The following is a 16,858-nucleotide window of genomic DNA, read 5'->3' on the forward strand; positions in this document are numbered from 1 at the left end:
CCCTCCGCCGCCGGAAGCGGGAACGCGGTCCGTACGGAGGACGGTGGCATATGCCTGGTTGCCTTTCCAACTACCTGCGAGAATTGCCCTGATGATGAAGCGTCAGGAGGTGGCTACGTGACCGAGGCTCGTACGAGTACCGCTCCTACGGTCCTGCGCATCGTGCTGGGCAAGCGGCTGGGAGCCCTGCGCGAGAAGTCGGGGGTGACGCGCGAAGCGGCAGCGGCCGCGCTCGATGTGGCAGCGCTGACGATCCGCCGTATGGAAAATTCCGAAGTAAGCCTGAAAATCCCTTATGTCCGCGTGCTTCTGCGGACGTACGGGGTGGCGGAGAAGGAGGCCGAGGAGTTCGTCACGCTGGTGAAGGCGGCGAACCGCCCGGGCTGGTGGCACCGCTACCGTGACGCCCTGCCCGGCTGGTTCAGCGCCTACGTCAGCCTGGAGGACGAGGCGAGCCTGATCAGGACGTACGAACCCCATTACGTCCCCGGGCTGCTCCAGACCGAGGAGTACGCCAGAGGCGTGCTCAGCGCCGGGTTCCACCGCGACCCCGAGGAGGTCGAACGGCGCGTCGCGCTGCGGACCAAGCGCCAGCAACTGCTGGTGAAGCCGGACGCGCCGATCCTGTGGATCCTCCTGGAGGAGGCGGTGCTGCGCAGGCCCGTCGGCGACCCGGAGGTGATGCGGGAGCAGCTGGACCGGCTGCTCGAAGCCACCGCCCTGCCGAGCGTGACGCTCCAGATCATGCCGTTCGCCGTCGGCCCGCACCTCGGCGCGTTCGGGCCGTTCCACCTGTTCCGCTTCGACACGTTCGAACTGCCGGACATCGTCTACACCGAGAACCTGACGGGCGCGGTCTATCTGGACCAGCGGCCGGACGTCTCCGCCTATCTCGAAGTCCTCGACAGCATGTCCGCGCGGGCCGCGTCCGTACGGCGCAGCAGGGACTTCCTCCAACGCATACGCAAGGAGCTGTGAGCGTGACGGACCTCGATCAGCCGTCGGTCGACGAGATCGACACCACCAAGCCTCATTCCGCGCGGATGTACGACTTCTACCTCCACGGCAAGGACTACTACGAAGCCGACAAGCTGGCCGCCGCGAAGGTCGAGAAGGTCTTCCCGACCGTCCAGATCTGCGCCCGCACCAACCGTCTGTTCATGCACCGGGCGACACGCTGGCTCGCCGAGGAGGCGGGCTTACGCCAGTTCCTGGACATCGGCACCGGCATCCCCACCCGGCCCAACCTGCACCAGGTCGCCCAGCGGGCGGCCCCGGACGCCCGCGTGGTCTACGCGGACAACGACCCGATCGTCCTGCGGCACGCGGAGGCGCTGATGCGCAGTACCCCCGAGGGCCGCACCGCCTACATCCAGGCCGATGTCAGGGACCCGGAGAGCATCCTCGCCGCGCGGGAACTGCACGAGATCCTGGACCTGAGCCGCCCGGTCGCGCTGTCCCTGAACGCCCTGCTGCACTTCGTGCCGGACGAGGACCACCCGTACGACACCGTCAGAACTCTCCTCGACGCGCTCCCCTCCGGCAGCTATCTGGTGCTCTCCCACTGCACGCCGGACTTCGACCGCGAGATGATCGACCGCGTCCTGGACGTCTATCACGGCGGGGGCATTCCGGCGCAGGTGCGAACGGAGGCCGAGGTGCGCCGCTTCTTCCACGGCCTGGAGCTGGTGGAGCCGGGTCTCACGGTGCCGCACCGCTGGCGTCCGGACGGCGAGACCCTGGCGGGCGCCACGGACGAGGCGGTCTCCTTCTACGCGGGTGTGGCCCGCAAGCCCTGACCGGTTCCGCGCCGGTATGGCCCGCCGGTCCTGACCGGTTCCGCGCGGGTCCGGCCCGAGAGCCCTGACCGGGCTGCGCCCCTTTGCGCGCTCGCGGGCCGGATCGTCTCCGCGACCGGTGCGGGCCCGCCGCGTACGCGAGCGATGAGACCGGCGCCGGCCCGGCCGTGTACGCGAGCGACGAGGCCGGCGCCGACGCGACCGCCCGCGGGGCCGTGCGGGATCGAGCAGGGCCGGATCGGGCCCGTCCGGCCGCGTGCGGGGACCGCCGGCGCCCGGCGGCGAAGGGGCTGGACGCCGGGTTCCCCTCCGGGTCACCGCGCCGTCCTCCCCGGGGACGGATCTGTGCGGGGCCTCATCGACCGCAAGGTGGCCGTGACCGGCCACGCGTGTGCATTCCTGCCTCCTCGGGCGGTCCCACTCTGGTCGCCCGACCCGTGAATCACGGCTGTGACCTGCGAGTTTCTGACTCGTGGAAACCCATCTCGCCGAACTATTGCCAACACAAAGGTTTGGAGATAGCTTTTCAACAAGCTTTCCTCATGCGGTTCACCCCGAACCGCAGGGTGGGCACCTCCACATCACACCTTCGTGAGGAGTCGGTCATGACCGAGTCGCAGAACCCCCGCGTCTACCAGCACTACATCGACGGCCAGTGGGCCGATTCGTCCAGCGGTGAGCACTTCGACGTGTTCAACCCGTACGACGGATCCGTCTACGCCCGGGCCGCCGCGGGAACCGCGCAGGACGCCGAGCAGGCGGTCGCCGCCGCCAACCGCGCCTTCCCCGCCTGGGCCGCGCTGGCCCCGACCGAGAAGCAGCGTCTCTTCCTCCGCGCCGCCGACATCGTCGAGCGCCGCCACGACGAGCTGGCCGCCATCCTCGCCGAGGAGACCGGCTGCTCCATCTTCTTCGCCAAGTTCCAGCAGAACGTGGTGCAGAAGGTCCTGCGCCAGGCCGCCGGCTGGGTCCTGGAGCCGAAGGGCGAGATCCTGTCGACGGACGTGGCCGGTGACTTCTCCATGGCCGTCCGCCGCCCCCTCGGCGTCGTGGCCAGCTTCACCCCGTGGAACGGTGCCAACGTCCTCGCCTGGCGCTCCGTGGTCCAGCCCATCGCCGCCGGCAACACCGTCGTGGTGAAGCCGTCCGAGGAAGCCCCGATCTCCGCCGGTCTGATCGTCGCCCAGGTCGCCGAGGAAGCCGGCTTCCCGGCCGGTGTCGTCAACGTGGTCTCGCACGCTCCCGGAGCCGCTGGCCCGATCGCCGACGTGTTCTACGAGAGCCGCGACGTACGCATCATCAACTTCGTGGGCAGCTCCCGCACCGCCCGCTTCCTGGCCGACCGGGCCGGCAAGACCCTCAAGCGGACCGTGATGGAGCTGGGCGGTTACAACCCCATCGTGGTGCTCGCCGACGCCGACCTCGACTACGCCGTGCGCGTCGCCACGTTCAGCGCCTTCTTCCACCAGGGCCAGGTGTGCCTGTGCGCCCGCAAGATCCTCGTCGAGCGACCCCTCTACGACGAGTTCCTGTCCCGGCTCACCGAGCGCGCCGAGGCCCTGCCGCAGGGTGACCCGCGCGACCCGTCCACCGTCGTCGGTCCGCTGATCAACGAGCGTGCCGTGCAGCTCGTCCAGACCCGCATCCAGGACGCCGTCGACAAGGGCGCCCGCGTCGTCACCGGTGGCTCCTTCAAGGGCCTCGTGCACGAGCCGACCATCCTCGTGGACGTTCCCGACACCGCGGAGGCCTCCTACGAGGAGACCTTCGGCCCGCTGCTGATCGTGCAGCCCGTCGACAGCGCCGACGAGGCGCTCGAAGTGATCAACAAGTCACAGTACGGCCTGACCTCGTCGATCCTGACCGGTGACCGCTTCCGCGGCCTGGAGCTCGCCCAGCAGATCAACTCGGGCGCCGTGCACATCAACATCCCGACCATCGACGACGACGTCACCGCTCCCATCGGTGGCGTCAAGGACAGCGGATGGGGCCGCAGCGGACCGCACTCCCGCGACGACTTCACCGAGCTGGTCTGGGTGAACGTCCAGAGCGGCGAGCGCCAGCTGCCGCTCTGACGGCACAGACCGAAAGGCAGAGAGCCACCTTCATGAACGACGTCACCCTGCTCGCCATTTCGGGCAGCCTGCGCGAGCAGTCCCTCAACACAGCCCTGCTGCGCGCCGCCCGCGACCACGCGCCGGACGGTCTCACCATCGAGCTGTACGAGCGCCTCGGCGACATCCCGCCCTACAACCAGGACCTGGACGGCACGGAACCCCCCGAGCCCGTCGCGGACCTGCGTGACGCGATAACCCGTGCCGACGGTCTCCTGATCTCCTCGCCCGAGTACAACTACTCGGTGTCGGGAGTCCTCAAGAACGCCCTCGACTGGGCGTCCCGCCCCGGCGGCGCGTCCAGCCTCGGCGGAAAGCCCGTCGCGGTCACGGGAGCCTCACCCGGCAACTTCGGCACGGCGCGCGGGCAGATGGCGCTCCGCCAGGTGCTCATGGCGACCCGCTGCGAGGTGCTTGTCCAGCCCGAGCTGATGGTCTTCGGCGCGCATCAGCGATGCGACGAGAACGGCGAATTCAGCGACGAGACCACCCTCTCGCTGCTGCGTGAGCTGCTGACCGTCTTCCGGGACGAGATCAGAGAGAGTGCGTGATGGCCGACATCTCACTGTCCCGGGCCATCGACGTACACAGCCACTTCCTGACGCCCTCCTACCAGGATGCGCTGCGGGAAGCGGGTCTCGGCCAGGCCGACGGAATCCCCGCCGTCCCGACGTGGTCCGCCCCCGAGGCGCTCAGCCTCATGGACGAGCTGCGGATCGGCGCGATGGTTCTGTCGGTCTCCTCGCCGGGCGTCCACTTCGGTGACGACGCGAGGGCACGGGCCCTCGCCCGTCGGGTCAATGACGAGGGCGCGGAGATCGTGGCCGGTCATCCGGACAGGTTCGGGCTGCTGGCCAGCCTGCCGCTGCCGGACGTGGACGGCGCGCTCGCCGAGCTGGGGCACGCCTTCGACGACCTCGGCGCGGACGGTGTGGTCCTGCTGACCAACGCCGGTGGCCGCTACCCCGGCGACCCCGCCTTCGCTCCGGTACTCGCCGAACTCGACCGGCGCGAGGCCGCGGTGTTGCTGCACCCGACGTCGGCCTGCGGGTGGGAGCACGTATCGCCGAACCGCCCCCGTCCGCTGATCGAGTTCCCGTTCGACACGACCCGTGCCGTGCTGGACCTCGTGTTCTCCGGCAGCCTGGAGCGCTACCCCGGCATCCGGTTCATCGTCCCGCACACCGGCGGAATGCTGCCGATGCTGGCCGATCGCGTCCAGTCACTCGGCAACGCCTTCGACGTGGAGGGAACACCCGCCGACGTCGTGAGCGTGCTCCGGCGGCTGTACTACGACACGGCCGGCGCGGCACTTCCCCGGGCGCTTCCCGCCCTGCTGGGGCTGGTTGACCCGTCGCGTCTGCTCTACGGCAGCGACTACCCGTTCACGCCTGCGGGCGTCGTGCGGTCACTGGCCGGGCAGTTGGCCGACACGGCCGTACTGGAACCGGCGGAACGCGAGAACATGCTGCGGCACACGGCGGGGGATGTGTTCCCGCGCCTGTCCGGAGGCGCCGTCTCCTGACGCCGTCGGTGTGAAAAAGCGGATATGAAGTACAGCGGGCCGGGTCGTGAACGCAGATATCACGAACCGGCCCGCGCTCATGAAGCTGTTCAGGAAGCTTTTCCGATGTGCTCCTATAGGGTGACAAGTTGGCGCCACGCAGGGGGCGGCACGAGAGGACTGAGAATGACTGAGGATCTGGTCGACTCGATCGCGGCCGCCTGGCGTGCCGAGATGCCGGCGATCGTCGGACCCGAATTCGAGCTGATCAAGCGCGTGGCGCGGCTGCATAATCTGTTCGCGGACGTGCTCGTCAAGCAGTTGGCCCCGTACGGGGTGACGAGAGCCGAGTACGACATCCTGAGCGCGCTGCGTTCGACGGGGGAGCCCTACCGCCTGAGACCGACCGACCTGTCCGAACGACTTCTTCTGACGTCCGGCGGTACGAGCAACGCGCTGCGGAAGCTGGCGGCCGCGCAGCTGGTCGACCGCGAACCCGACCCCGAGGACGCGCGTTCGTCCTGGGTGCGGCTGACGGCCCTGGGCGTCGAAACGGCGCAGGCGGTCGTCGAGGCAGCTGTCGGAGCGCAGTTGAGCGTGCTGGGCCCGGTTGACGCCGACGCCACCGCCAAGGCGGCGGAGGGGCTGCGTGAGGTCCTGGTGGCACTGGGCGACCGGCGGCCGCACGCGCTCGCACGCCCCCGCTGACCTCACCGCCGCCGGACCCGACCGCCCGGCCCGACCGCCCGCCGCCGGGTGTCCGGGCCGGGTTGCTGTGTCCGGGGGCCGGGTTCGGCTGCCGACTCCTGGCCGGCGATGCCGCCGTACGCCGGATCGTCCCCGTATCTCCCGGGCGGCGGTTCCTCGGACAGCGGGCAGGGTGCCCGAGGTCAGGAAGAAAGTCACGGCGTACGTGAAGCGGCCGGAGTGGGTCGCCTGGTCGAATCCAGGGCGTCTGCCGGCGCGGAGTCCCGGAAGCGCGTTGCGCGCAGCTCGTGCGAGGGAGCGTCCCGCTCGGCTCGTGTGAGGGAGCGCGCCGCGCGGCGACGGGACCGGGGCGCCGCCGCCGCGCGGCTCCCGTCGTCCCGAGGGGGCGGGCCGGCGCGTCCGGCCGGCCCGCCCCCTCGGGGTCGGGAAGTGGTGAGACTCAGACGGTCCCGGACGCCGAGATGGTGATCTTGGCCTTGGGGGCGCCGGACTGCGAGCCGAGCGACTCGATCTTGCTGACCAGCTCCTGGCCCTCCACGACCTCGCCGAACACGACGTGCTTGTTGTCCAGCCAGCTGGTCACGACGGTGGTGATGAAGAACTGCGAGCCGTTGGTGTTCTTGCCCGCGTTGGCCATCGACAGCAGGAAGGGCCTGTCGTGCTTGAGCTTGAAGTTCTCGTCGGCGAACTTCTCGCCGTAGATGCTCTTGCCACCCGTGCCGTTACCCGCGGTGAAGTCACCGCCCTGGAGCATGAACTGCGGGATGACGCGGTGGAAGCCCGATCCGGCGTAGCCGAAGCCCAGCTCGCCCGTGGCCAGCTTGCGGAAGTTGTCCGTCGTCTTGGGCACGACGTCGTCGAACAGCTTGAACGTGATCCGCCCGGCGGGCTCGTCGTTGATGGTGATGTCGAAGTAAACGTTGCTCGTCATACAGCCATTCTGGCATTTCCCGATCCGCCGGGCCTCCTCGCGTCCCGCCGGAGCGTCACTGGCTGCGCGGATCCCGCCGTACTCCCGCGCGGATTCCTCCTCCCGGTGGGCCTTCACGTGGTCCGGTGCTGTCGCGGCCCCGTGCCGTGACGTGGTGATCGGTCGACGGTCGCGGAGAGTGACCACCCAGGGGGATGGCGGGCCCCTCCGCACGGTCCTGGGGGGTGATCCGGCCGGTAGGGGCCCCGCCTTCCGCCTTTCGCCGTCCGAGCCGCGGACTCGCCGGCGGCTCGGGACGCGACACCCCGGCCCCGTCACCCAGGAGCGGAGCGGCTGATACCGCTCGCCTGTGAAGAGGTTCCGCGCCCGTTCTTCCCCGTTTCGGCGCGACCACAGCCCGACTCGTGCCCGACCCCGAGCGCCTGCTCACACCGCTGTCACCAGGCCTGATCGCGAGTCGACCACTATCAGCCACAGGCCACCCCCTAGGAAGTCAGTGATCGACGATCGGCATTCCAAACGATCGTTCTCGGCCAAGCTGACTGGTCGAAAATCCGGCCGAGCTCCCTGGCGTGTCACGTTCGAGCCCCTGGGCCGCGCCGGATCGAAACGGACACGGTGGTAATTAATACCGCAATTGTTCGGGTGCGGCTAACACGAAAGTCCGTCCGGCGGCAAGAGTGCAATTGCCACCTGTCGTTACATGATTGGAAAACATAAAAATGATCGGTAGGCCGAAAGTTAGGTACGGGGATCGTTGACCCTCCGGGAGCGGCACGGTTAACGTCAATCGCGACCCCGTTAGCAAGGAACATTCCGTTCAGGCTCAGCATTCGCTGGAGAATGGAAAACACCGAGGGGAGATCTGGGTCGCCTTTCGCTGTGTCCATCGTTCGGGTGCTGCGAAGCAAGTGAACATGTGCCGTTGCTTTCGTCATGGCGTTTAAGGGCCCCGACTGGCTGATGCGACTTCGCCGGCGGTCGGGACGGAGATTGTGGGTGGTGCACGTGGTGAATTCTGTCTTTGTCATGCCCGGTACGGTGGCTGCTCCGCGCGGGGGTATTCTGCGCGATTTCTACAACCGCTACGAGTCCGTACGTGAAGCGCTGTCCCGTATTGACAAGGCAGCTCGGGAAATGGAGCTGCCCAATATCAGCCCCCGGCTGATCGGGGAGAACGACACCAGTGAGCGGCGCGGCCCGGAAGTTCAGTATCTGGAGATATTCGCGGTCAGTATCGCGACGCACCACATGCTGATCGCCGAGGGCGTTCAGCCCGTCGCGATCGTCGGGCAGAGCATCGGTGAGCTGTGGGCCCTGGCCGCCGCGGGACACCTGTCCGTGGAGGACGCCGCGCGCCTCGCCGTGGCCCGTTCCCAGGTGCTGACCCGGCAGAGCTGGGAAGGGAAGATGCTCGCCGTCGGTGTGGACGGCCGCAGGGCGGAGGCGCTCACCGGGCTGATCGAGCATCCCCACCTCGTACTGGCCTGCGAGAACGCCCCCCGGCAGAGCGTCATCAGTGGCCCGGAAGCGCTGATCGAGCAGTTGGAGCGGGTGACCGACTCGCTCGGCTGGCCGAGCCTCCCGCTGGACGTCCCGCACCCGACCCACACCCCCGCGATGGCACAGGCCGCGCGTGACCTGCGGGAGACCGCGCCGCGCGTTCCTTACGGCGCCGGGCGCTGGCGCGTCTGCTCGCCGTGGCTGGGCCGGGACATCGGCGACGACGATCCGGTCGACCTGGTCGCCGGCGCGCTCACCGCCCGGGTCCGGATGCTGCAGACGATCCGTGAACTGCACGCGGCGGGCGCCGACGCGTTCGTGGAGTGCGGCGAGTGGCCCGTCGTCACCAAGTTCGTCGAGGCGTCGGTTCCCGGCGTGCAGAGCGTCGTCCCGCTGAACGAGAGCAACGCGGTCGAAGCGGTCCGGGCGCTGATCGACGATCCCGCCGACGCCGGCGCGTACCGCTCGCGCCTGTCCGCGTCGTCGAGGCTCGGTGCCGCCACGCGCGTGAGCGCACCCGCGCCGCCTGCTCCTCCGCTGGCGCAGGCTCCCGTGCCCACGCTGACGGCTCCCCGGTCCTACGTGCCGGTCGCCGACCCGGCCCCGGTCGCTCCCGCACCCGTCGCGCCGGCCCCGGTCGCCGCCGCTCCCGCACCGGCCCCCGCTCCCGCTCCCGCTCCCGCACCCGTCGCCCCCGCGCCCGTGGCTCCGGCCCCGGTCGCCACGGCCCCCGCACCCGTCGCCCCGGTCGAGGCGGCCCCTGCCGCGCCCGCCGCCGCGCCGGCGTCCGGCGGGCTGGACTACGAAACGGTGCTGGAGGAACTGCGGACGCTCTACGGCGACTTCCTGGGCTACCCGCCGGACCTGCTCGGTGAGGACGACGGCCTGGAGTCCGAGCTGGGTGTGGAGTCGCTCAAGCAGGTCGTCCTGCTCGGCCGGGTCTCCGACAAGTTCGACCTGCCCGACCTGCGGTCGAATTCCTCCCTGCTGACCTCCGGCACACTGCGCCGGATCGCGGAAGCCATCGTGCAGGCCCGGGCGGAGGCTGCGGGTCGATGACCTCCACGGACTTGCGCGGCCGGGTCGCGCTGGTGACCGGGGCCGCGAAGAGCCTCGGCGCGGACATCGTCCGCCGCCTGGCGCAGAGCGGCGCGCATGTGATCGTCAATTATTTCCACTCGGTGGATCAGGCGAAGCTGCTCCAGGAGGAACTGGAGCAGGCGGGTCACAGCTGCGAGTTCATCCGCGCCTCGGTCGCCAAGACCAGTGAGATCGACCGCATGTTCGATCAGATTCAGGAGCGGCACGGCGGCCTGGACATTCTGATCAACAATGCCGCGGGTGGCGCGTTCCTGCCGTTGTTCGAGATCGACGACACCTACTGGCAGCGGGCCTGGGCCACCAACGTGATGGGGGCCTACCACTGTTCGCGCCGGGCGGCCGAGCTGATGGTGGGCAGGGAGAACACGACCATCCTCTGCCTGTCCAGCGTCGGCGCACACCAGCCGGTTCCCGGATACGGCCCCGGCGGCATCACCAAAGCGGCCCTGGAATCGCTGGTCCGCTATCTGGCGCTCGAACTGGTCGACCAGGGCACTCGCGTCAACACCGTGCTGCTCGGCTCCATCGCCAGCGAGATCGTCGTCAACCTCGACGACCCGTCGGCGGCGCTCGGTGATCCGGCCGCGACCAGTGACCTGATGCGCCGCACCCTCTCGACCCCCGACGCGGCCAAGCTGATCGTCCACTTCCTGCACGAGGACATCGGCTTCATCACCGGCCAGAGCATCGTGGCCGACGGCGGTATCGGCATCGGCGGGATGCAGGGCCTGCGACTGCACAGCAAGCTCGCGGACCAGGTCAGTACGTCCGCCCGGCGCCGGCCGGCTCCGGTCCCGGCGGCGGTGGCACCGCCGCGTGCGGTGACCGTGCCCGTCCCCGAGGCCGAAGCACCGGCGGCCGAGGCGGAGCCGGCGGAAGCCGAAGCTCCGCCGGCGCCCGCTCCGGCGCCGGCGGCCACCCCAGTGACGGTTCCAGTGACGAATGAGGCGCCGGTCGCGGCGCCGGAGGCGGAGACCGTGGAAGAAGTCGAACCTCCGGCGGCCGTCCGTCAGGCGCCCGCACCGGTGAACAAGCCGGCGTCGGACCCCGGACCGGACGTGGACCCCGGAGCCATCGCCGTCGTCGGCCTCGGCCTGGCCCTGCCCGGCGCGAACAACCCGTCGGAGTTCTGGGACCGGCTCAGGGAGGGCGTCCTGCTCTCCAGCGAACCGTCCGCCTTCGACCTCAAGCACTTCTGGGGGCCCACCCGGGAGGACACCGACGCCTTCTACGTCCGCGAGGCCGGATACCTCCACGACTTCGTCCCCGACCCCGCCTCGGTCACCGAGCCGGACGGGAACGCCGACCACCCCGGGTGGCCGCGGCCCACGCACTGGCTGCGGCACTGCACCGTCCAGGCCCTGGCGGGCGTGGGCCGGCGCCCGACCGACCGGTGGCTCGCCGCGACCACCGGCATCCACGACCAGACCGGGCTCGGCCCGCAGGGCGTCGTGCTCGGTGACGAGTACCGGCGCATGGTGCGCGAGGCGATCCCCGAGGGCCAGGACGGCGAGTGGCTGGCCGAGCTGGCCGACCACGCGATCACCTCGTACTACGGCGGCGACGGCGGCGACCCGAAGGACTACCTGCCGGCGGCCGTCTCCCGCAACGCGCTGCGCGGGCTGATCCCCGACGACTCGCAGCACCTCACACTCGACGCGGCCTGTGCCAGCGGGCTGTTCGCCATCGACGCGGCGGTCAAGGCGCTGCGCGAGGGCTCCTGCGACGTGGCGCTGGTCGGCGGTACGTCCGTGATCGAGCCGATCGGGTTCACGCTCTTCTGCCGTGCCCAGGGCATCTCGATGAGCGGCCGGATCCGCCCCTTCGACCAGGCCGCCGACGGCACCCTGATCGGTGAGGGTTCCGTCATGCTCACCCTCAAGTCGTACGCGCGTGCCGTCGAGGACGGCGACAAGGTGCTCGGCATCGTCCGGGGCACCGGTCTCGCCGCCGACGGCCGCGGCAAGGGCATCCACGCCCCGGCCACGCGCGGCCAGGAGATGGCGATCTCCCGGGCCTGGGCCGACGCGGGTGTCGAGGCCGACGAGGTGGACTGGGTCGTGGCACACGGCACCGGCACGCCGGTCGGCGACGAGATCGAGCTGCGCTCGCTGCTCTCCCGGCTCGGTTCACGGGAGGAGCGGGAGCAGAACGCGTGCCTGCTGACGTCGAACAAGCAGGTATTCGGCCACACCGGCGTGCTGGCGGGTCTGGTCTCGGTCGCGCACGCGCTGGTCGCTCTCGAACGCGGCGCGGTCCCCGGCCAGCCCGTGGTCACTGATCCGCACCCGCTGCTGGAGGACGGCCAACGGCTGACCGTGCCGGTCACGGACGCGCCCTGGTCGTCGTCCGACGCGCGAGCGCGCGTCGTCGGGATCTCGTCGTTCGGCCTCGGCGGAGCGGACGCGCACGTGGTCCTGTCCGACCGCGTGCCGCAGGCCGCCCCCGCCGAACGGCAGGGCGCTGACGCCGCCGCCGACACGGAGGACCTGGTAGTCGTCGGGTGGAACACCCACCTGCCCGGCCTGGAAGCCGCTCAGGTGCCCGCCTGGCTCGGTGGTGAGGGATCGCTTCCGGAGTCCGGCTTCGGTTCGCCGTACCCCCTGCCGTCCCCCCGTGAGATCCGTATCCCGCCGCTGACGATGCGTCACATGGACGCGGCGCACCTCATGATGCTCCAGGCGCTCGGCCCGCTGCTGGACCAGCTCGGCGAGCCGGGCACCACGCTGCGGCCCAGCACGGCGGTGATGGTGGGCTCGACGCTGCCGACCACGCACAACACCCGGGCCGCGCTGCGTGTGCACGCCAATGAGTGCGCCACCACGTTCGACATCCTGCCCGACAAGGAGCAGGCGCGGTCGCTGAAGGAATACCTCGCGAAGGGGATGGCGGAAGCCCGCGGCGTGATCCCCGGCGACCTGAACGAGGACGACTTCACCGGGGCGGTCTCCTGCATCCTGTCGGGCAGGGCCGCCAACTACTACGACCTCCAGGGCATGGGGACCAGCGTCTACTCCCACCGGGACTCCGCGCACACCGCGGTCGACCTGGCCCTGCGCCAGCTCCGGCACCGGGCCTGCGACCTCGCACTCATCGGCGCGGTCTGCCTGCGGCCGATCAGCGGCTGGGACCGTCACCTCGACGGCCTGGTGCCGGACGGCAGGTCCATCGCGGAAGGTGCCGCCGTCCTGGCGGTCACCCGCCGTTCCATCGCGGTGGAGCACGGCCTGCCCGTCATGGGCACGCTCTCCACCGCGGTCGGCCCGGCCGATTCCCGGCACCCGGTCACGCCCGCGCACGCCCTGCCCGTCCTGGCCGGCTCCGGTCACACGTACCTGTCGCTGGACGCGCTGCTGTCGGTCCTCAAGGGCGTCGTCACCGGAACGGGCACCGTGGTGGCGCCCGCCGCCGCCGGATCGCCGCTGATCCGGTTCACCCCGCCGGGCGACCCGGGCCACCCCGGTTCGGCGCGGGAGGCGGCGGAGCCGTCGCCGCGCACGGAGCCGGACCGCACCGAGCCGGTACACACCATCCCGGAGGGCACCGCGCCGGCTGCGGTCGCGCCCGCCGCCCCGCCCGCTGCGACCGCCTCGCCGGAAGCCGCCGAGGAGGCCACGGGCCGCCGCCAGACCTTCCGTCTCGTTCCGACGGCCCCGCCGCGGGACAACCCGGCCACGCCACCGATCCCGCCCGGCACCGTCGTCATCACCGACGCCGCGGATCTCGCCGCGGCGATCAGCGGTCAGGACATCGCCGTCTGGTCGACGCGCTCCGGCCTCGCAGCCGCCACCCACGTCCCGCCCGAGGAGGCCCAGGACGCCCTGACCGGCCTGCCGTTCGTCCCGCGCCACATCCGGGTCCTGTCCCGGCTGCCCGTCGACGACGACGGGTGCGACGACGCGGAGGCCGCCCGGATCGAAGCGCTCCAGGACCTCACGTTCACCACGCTCAAAGCGGCGCTGCCCACGCTGCGCACCGGCGGCTCGCTCAGCGCGGTCCTGCTCGGGCCGGTGCCGGACGACCTGCCGCCGCCGCTCAGCGGACTGTTCACCGGTCTCGTACGCTCCGTACGGGCCGAGGTCCCGCAGTGCGACGGGGTGACCCTGCTCAGCGACGCGCCGGACGCGGCGACCGCCCTGGACCAGCTGGCACGGGCGGGCGCCGCCCAGGTGCCGACGCACACGCTGGCCTGCCGCGGGGACGACTGGTTCGCGCTGGCCGTCGCCGACGACCCGGCGACACCGCTCCGGCCGGGAGAGGCCTCGCTGCCGCCCGGCGCGGTCGTGGTCGCCTTCGGCGGCGCCCGGGGGATCACCCCCGAGCTGCTGCACGCCGTCGCCCGCACCAGCGACCGGCCGCACGTCTACGTCATCGGCCGCACCCCGCTGCCGGAGACCGACGACGCGCTGCCGCCGCAGGCCGAGTTCATGGCAGCGGAACGCCGCAAGCGCCCCGGCGCCTCGGTGCGCGAGCTGCGGACCGCCTACGAGAAGGCCCAGGCGCGTCTGGAAGTACGCGACACGGTGCGGCGGCTGGGCGAACTGTGCGGCCCCGACCGGGTCCACCACCGGGTGTGCGACGTCCTCGACGCCGAGGGCACCACCGCGCTCCTCGGCGAGGTCCTCGACCGGCACGGACAGATCGACCTGCTCATCAACACCGTCCTCGACCTGCGTTCGCGCGCGCTGCACGCCAAGACCCTGACCGATTTCCAGGCGGTCAGGGCCACGAAGGCGACCGGCTACCGCAACCTCAAACGCGCCCTGGCCGGGCGGCCGCCCCGGATCTGGTGCAATTTCAGCACCCTGGCGACGCTCGCTCCCGCGCCCGGTGACATCGACTACTGCGCCGTCAACGAATACCTCGCGTACGCCAGTGCCAGGGCCCAGCGGCACGGACCCGCCGGCCACCACGAGATCGCGGTCCTCTGGAGCGGCTGGCGGGAAGTCGGCGTCGCCAGCAGCGTCAGCATGCGGGAGACCCTCAAGCGCAACCAGATGGACGCCTACATCAGCACCGCGCAGGGCTGCGCGCAGTTCCTCTCCGCCGTGACCCGGCCACCGGCCGCCGGAGTGGCGTTCTTCATCCGGGAAGAGGAACGGCACCTGCTGGGCCTGCGCGGAATCAGCACCTACGGTTCCTCCACCGACCTGCGGGTCCCCGCGCCGGACGCGCCGCCGCCCGCCACGCCGGACCCGGCGCTGGCCACGCCGCTGCTCGACGGTGTCCTGCACCGCGGCACGGACTGGGCCGTCTTCACCAAGACCTGGGACCCGGCCACCCTGGCCGAACAGGACGGACGGTGGATGCGCCACCACCGGGTCAACGGCGAGTACACGCTGCCCGGCACGTTCACCCTCGAAGCCGCGGCCGGCGCGGCCGCGGCCCTCTGCCCCGGTCTCGTGGTCACCGGATTCCGCGGCCTCGTCTGCCGGGCGTCGATCAAGGTCAGGCTCGCCGGACCGCCGCGCACCGTCTCGGTGGAGGCCCGGGTCATCAGCCGCGGGCGTGACCGCACCGAGGTGTCCGTCAAGATGACGGCGCACCGGATCGGCAAGAACGGCAAGGTGCTGCGCTTCAACGACCTGCTGTGCGAGACGACGGTCGTGCTCGCGGAGCGCTACCCCGCGCTCGCGGGCCCGCCCGACACGTCGTCCTACGCACCCGAACCCGACTTCGCGATGCCGGTCTACTCCCCGGACCCGCCCATCTCGCTCACCGGACCGTTCGCCGGGACCAGTGACTACGCCCGTGGGGCGGACGGGAACAGCGCCCGTTTCAGCCTGGACCACGCCGCCTGGGCTCCGGTCCTGGCCGGGATGACCGTACCGACGATCCTGCTGGACGCGATGGTGCATCTGCTGCTGCTGCCACCGGACGGTGACCAGGCGCCGCTGTTCGGCCCGATGGCCGGCCTCGACGAGGTCGATCTCGGCGGGCCCGGCAACGACTGCCGGCTCAGCGAGGAGGACCCGTCCATCCGGCTGCACTGCGACTTCGACACCGGGACCCTGACCGCCTCGACCGGTCACGGCCGGGTGCTGGCCCGGATCACCGGAGTCAGCGCACATGCCCTGGACCACAGCGGAGAAGTGGTCAGGCCCCGCGTCCGCGTTCCCCAGTCGTCCCTTTCGTGAGAGCCGAGGAGACAGCCAGTGTTGTGGCAGGACATCACGATCGCCGGGACCGGCGCGTGGATACCCCCCATCAAGCCCGAGCGACAGCCGTGGGGTGCACCCGCCACCGGGAAGCCCTCCATGGCGGCGCTCAACGGATTCACCTCGTCCGCCGTCTCGGCGGACCACACGCCCACACAGATGGCGGCCCGCGCCGGACTCAAGGCACTGCGCCACGCCGACGTCACCGGCGCCGACCTGAGTCTGCTCGTGCACGCCAACTTCCAGGACGAGGACCACTACACGCCCGCGCCCTACCTGGTGCGGGTGCTCGGAGGGCCGGACACCAACGGGATCGAACTCGGCGCCGCCAGTGACGGCGGGGCCGCCGCGCTCGTCACCGCGGCCGACCACCTCACCGCCCGGCCGGCCGCGAAAGCCGCGCTGGTCACGGCCGCGGCCCGGTTCCCCGAAGAACGGTGGGGCCATGTCCGGGAGATCGGTTACGTGGCCGGTGACGCGGGCGCCGCGGCCGTCCTCACCCGGGGTACGGGCTTCGCCCGCCTGGTCGCGACCTCCCAGGTCGTGGAGCCGAGGCTGGAGGAGCTGACCCGGGCCAGGGAGGGCTACGCCGGAGCCGGCCGTCCCGCGGCCACCGGCCGTCCGTTCCAGATCGAGGAAACCGGGCTGATGCCCCACATCGACGCGCTCCAGCGGTCCACCCGCCGCTGCGTCGAGAACGTCCTCGACGAGGCCGACGTGAAACCGGCGGACATCGCGCACGTGGCGACCATCGCGATCGGGTCGGGCGTGCTCGACCTGGTACTCGGCAACTCACCGCTCAACCTCCGCTCCGACGAGACCAGTTGGACCTTCGGCCGGCACCTCGGCCACGCCGGACCGTGCGACGTCCTGCTCGCACTCGACCGGGCGTTCCGCTCGGGCACCCTGCGAGCCGGGGAACGGATCCTCGTCGTGAGTTTCGGACTCGGCTTCCGCTGGACCACCGCGCTGATCGAGATCACCCGCGATCCCGTCGACGCGGCACCGTCCGGTCGATCACACACGGAATGAGACAGTCC

Annotated in this window: 10 protein-coding genes; 9 read left to right on the forward strand and 1 reads right to left on the reverse strand. The window is 70.9% G+C overall.

Annotated elements, in window-relative coordinates:
• Nucleotides 1–117 precede the first annotated feature (117 nt).
• The 6 genes from ACIP6N_RS17435 (at nt 118) to ACIP6N_RS17460 (ending at nt 6,125) form a co-directional block, all read left to right on the forward strand.
• Nucleotides 118–978, forward strand: coding sequence for a DUF5753 domain-containing protein (locus ACIP6N_RS17435; protein ID WP_401816545.1), 861 nt, complete (start codon nt 118–120; stop codon nt 976–978).
• Between the two features lie 2 nt (nt 979–980).
• Nucleotides 981–1,799, forward strand: a complete 819-nt coding sequence (locus ACIP6N_RS17440) for an SAM-dependent methyltransferase (protein WP_401816546.1) — start codon at nt 981–983, stop codon at nt 1,797–1,799.
• Nucleotides 1,800–2,404: 605 nt separating this feature from the next.
• Complete coding sequence (locus ACIP6N_RS17445; RefSeq protein ID WP_401816547.1) at nt 2,405–3,874, forward strand: aldehyde dehydrogenase family protein; 1,470 nt, start codon at nt 2,405–2,407, stop codon at nt 3,872–3,874.
• 32 nt (nt 3,875–3,906) lie between these two features.
• Nucleotides 3,907–4,464 carry an NADPH-dependent FMN reductase gene (locus tag ACIP6N_RS17450; RefSeq protein WP_401816549.1) on the forward strand — a complete coding sequence of 186 codons (558 nt, stop codon included), beginning with the start codon at nt 3,907–3,909 and terminating at the stop codon, nt 4,462–4,464.
• Nucleotides 4,464–5,438, forward strand: a complete 975-nt coding sequence (locus tag ACIP6N_RS17455; protein WP_401816550.1) for an amidohydrolase family protein — start codon at nt 4,464–4,466, stop codon at nt 5,436–5,438. The genes ACIP6N_RS17450 and ACIP6N_RS17455 overlap by 1 nt, the downstream gene beginning before the upstream one ends.
• Before the next feature lie 165 nt (nt 5,439–5,603).
• Complete coding sequence (locus ACIP6N_RS17460; protein ID WP_401816551.1) at nt 5,604–6,125, forward strand: MarR family winged helix-turn-helix transcriptional regulator; 522 nt, start codon at nt 5,604–5,606, stop codon at nt 6,123–6,125.
• 439 nt (nt 6,126–6,564) lie between these two features.
• Here the strand turns inward: ACIP6N_RS17460 and ACIP6N_RS17465 are convergent, their stop codons facing one another.
• Nucleotides 6,565–7,056 carry a peptidylprolyl isomerase gene (locus tag ACIP6N_RS17465; protein ID WP_401816552.1) on the reverse strand — a complete coding sequence of 164 codons (492 nt, stop codon included), beginning with the start codon at nt 7,054–7,056 and terminating at the stop codon, nt 6,565–6,567.
• Nucleotides 7,057–8,085: 1,029 nt separating this feature from the next.
• Here ACIP6N_RS17465 and ACIP6N_RS17470 point away from each other — a divergent pair.
• Genes ACIP6N_RS17470 through ACIP6N_RS17480 form a run of 3 tightly spaced genes read left to right on the forward strand, consistent with a single transcriptional unit; the run spans nt 8,086 to nt 16,850 of the window.
• Nucleotides 8,086–9,618, forward strand: a complete 1,533-nt coding sequence (locus ACIP6N_RS17470) for an acyltransferase domain-containing protein (RefSeq protein ID WP_401816553.1) — start codon at nt 8,086–8,088, stop codon at nt 9,616–9,618.
• Nucleotides 9,615–15,797: an SDR family oxidoreductase gene (locus ACIP6N_RS17475; RefSeq protein ID WP_401816554.1), complete on the forward strand. Its 6,183-nt coding sequence runs from the start codon at nt 9,615–9,617 to the stop codon at nt 15,795–15,797. The genes ACIP6N_RS17470 and ACIP6N_RS17475 overlap by 4 nt, the downstream gene beginning before the upstream one ends.
• Before the next feature lie 18 nt (nt 15,798–15,815).
• Complete coding sequence (locus ACIP6N_RS17480) at nt 15,816–16,850, forward strand: 3-oxoacyl-[acyl-carrier-protein] synthase III C-terminal domain-containing protein (protein WP_401816555.1); 1,035 nt, start codon at nt 15,816–15,818, stop codon at nt 16,848–16,850.
• Nucleotides 16,851–16,858: the final 8 nt, after the last annotated feature.

It is taken from the genome of Streptomyces sp. NPDC088725 (assembly GCF_044751305.1).
Classification (GTDB): domain Bacteria; phylum Actinomycetota; class Actinomycetes; order Streptomycetales; family Streptomycetaceae; genus Streptomyces.

Bases quoted from the DNA above. Each gene is read 5' to 3' on its own strand.
- ACIP6N_RS17445 (WP_401816547.1), top strand. From the start codon at position 2,405: ATGACCGAGTCGCAGAACCCCCGCGTCTACCAGCACTACATCGACGGC.
- ACIP6N_RS17450 (WP_401816549.1), top strand. From the start codon at position 3,907: ATGAACGACGTCACCCTGCTCGCCATTTCGGGCAGCCTGCGCGAGCAG.
- ACIP6N_RS17455 (WP_401816550.1), top strand. From the start codon at position 4,464: ATGGCCGACATCTCACTGTCCCGGGCCATCGACGTACACAGCCACTTC.
- ACIP6N_RS17460 (WP_401816551.1), top strand. From the start codon at position 5,604: ATGACTGAGGATCTGGTCGACTCGATCGCGGCCGCCTGGCGTGCCGAG.
- ACIP6N_RS17465 (WP_401816552.1), bottom strand. From the start codon at position 7,056: ATGACGAGCAACGTTTACTTCGACATCACCATCAACGACGAGCCCGCC.
- ACIP6N_RS17470 (WP_401816553.1), top strand. From the start codon at position 8,086: ATGCCCGGTACGGTGGCTGCTCCGCGCGGGGGTATTCTGCGCGATTTC.
- ACIP6N_RS17475 (WP_401816554.1), top strand. From the start codon at position 9,615: ATGACCTCCACGGACTTGCGCGGCCGGGTCGCGCTGGTGACCGGGGCC.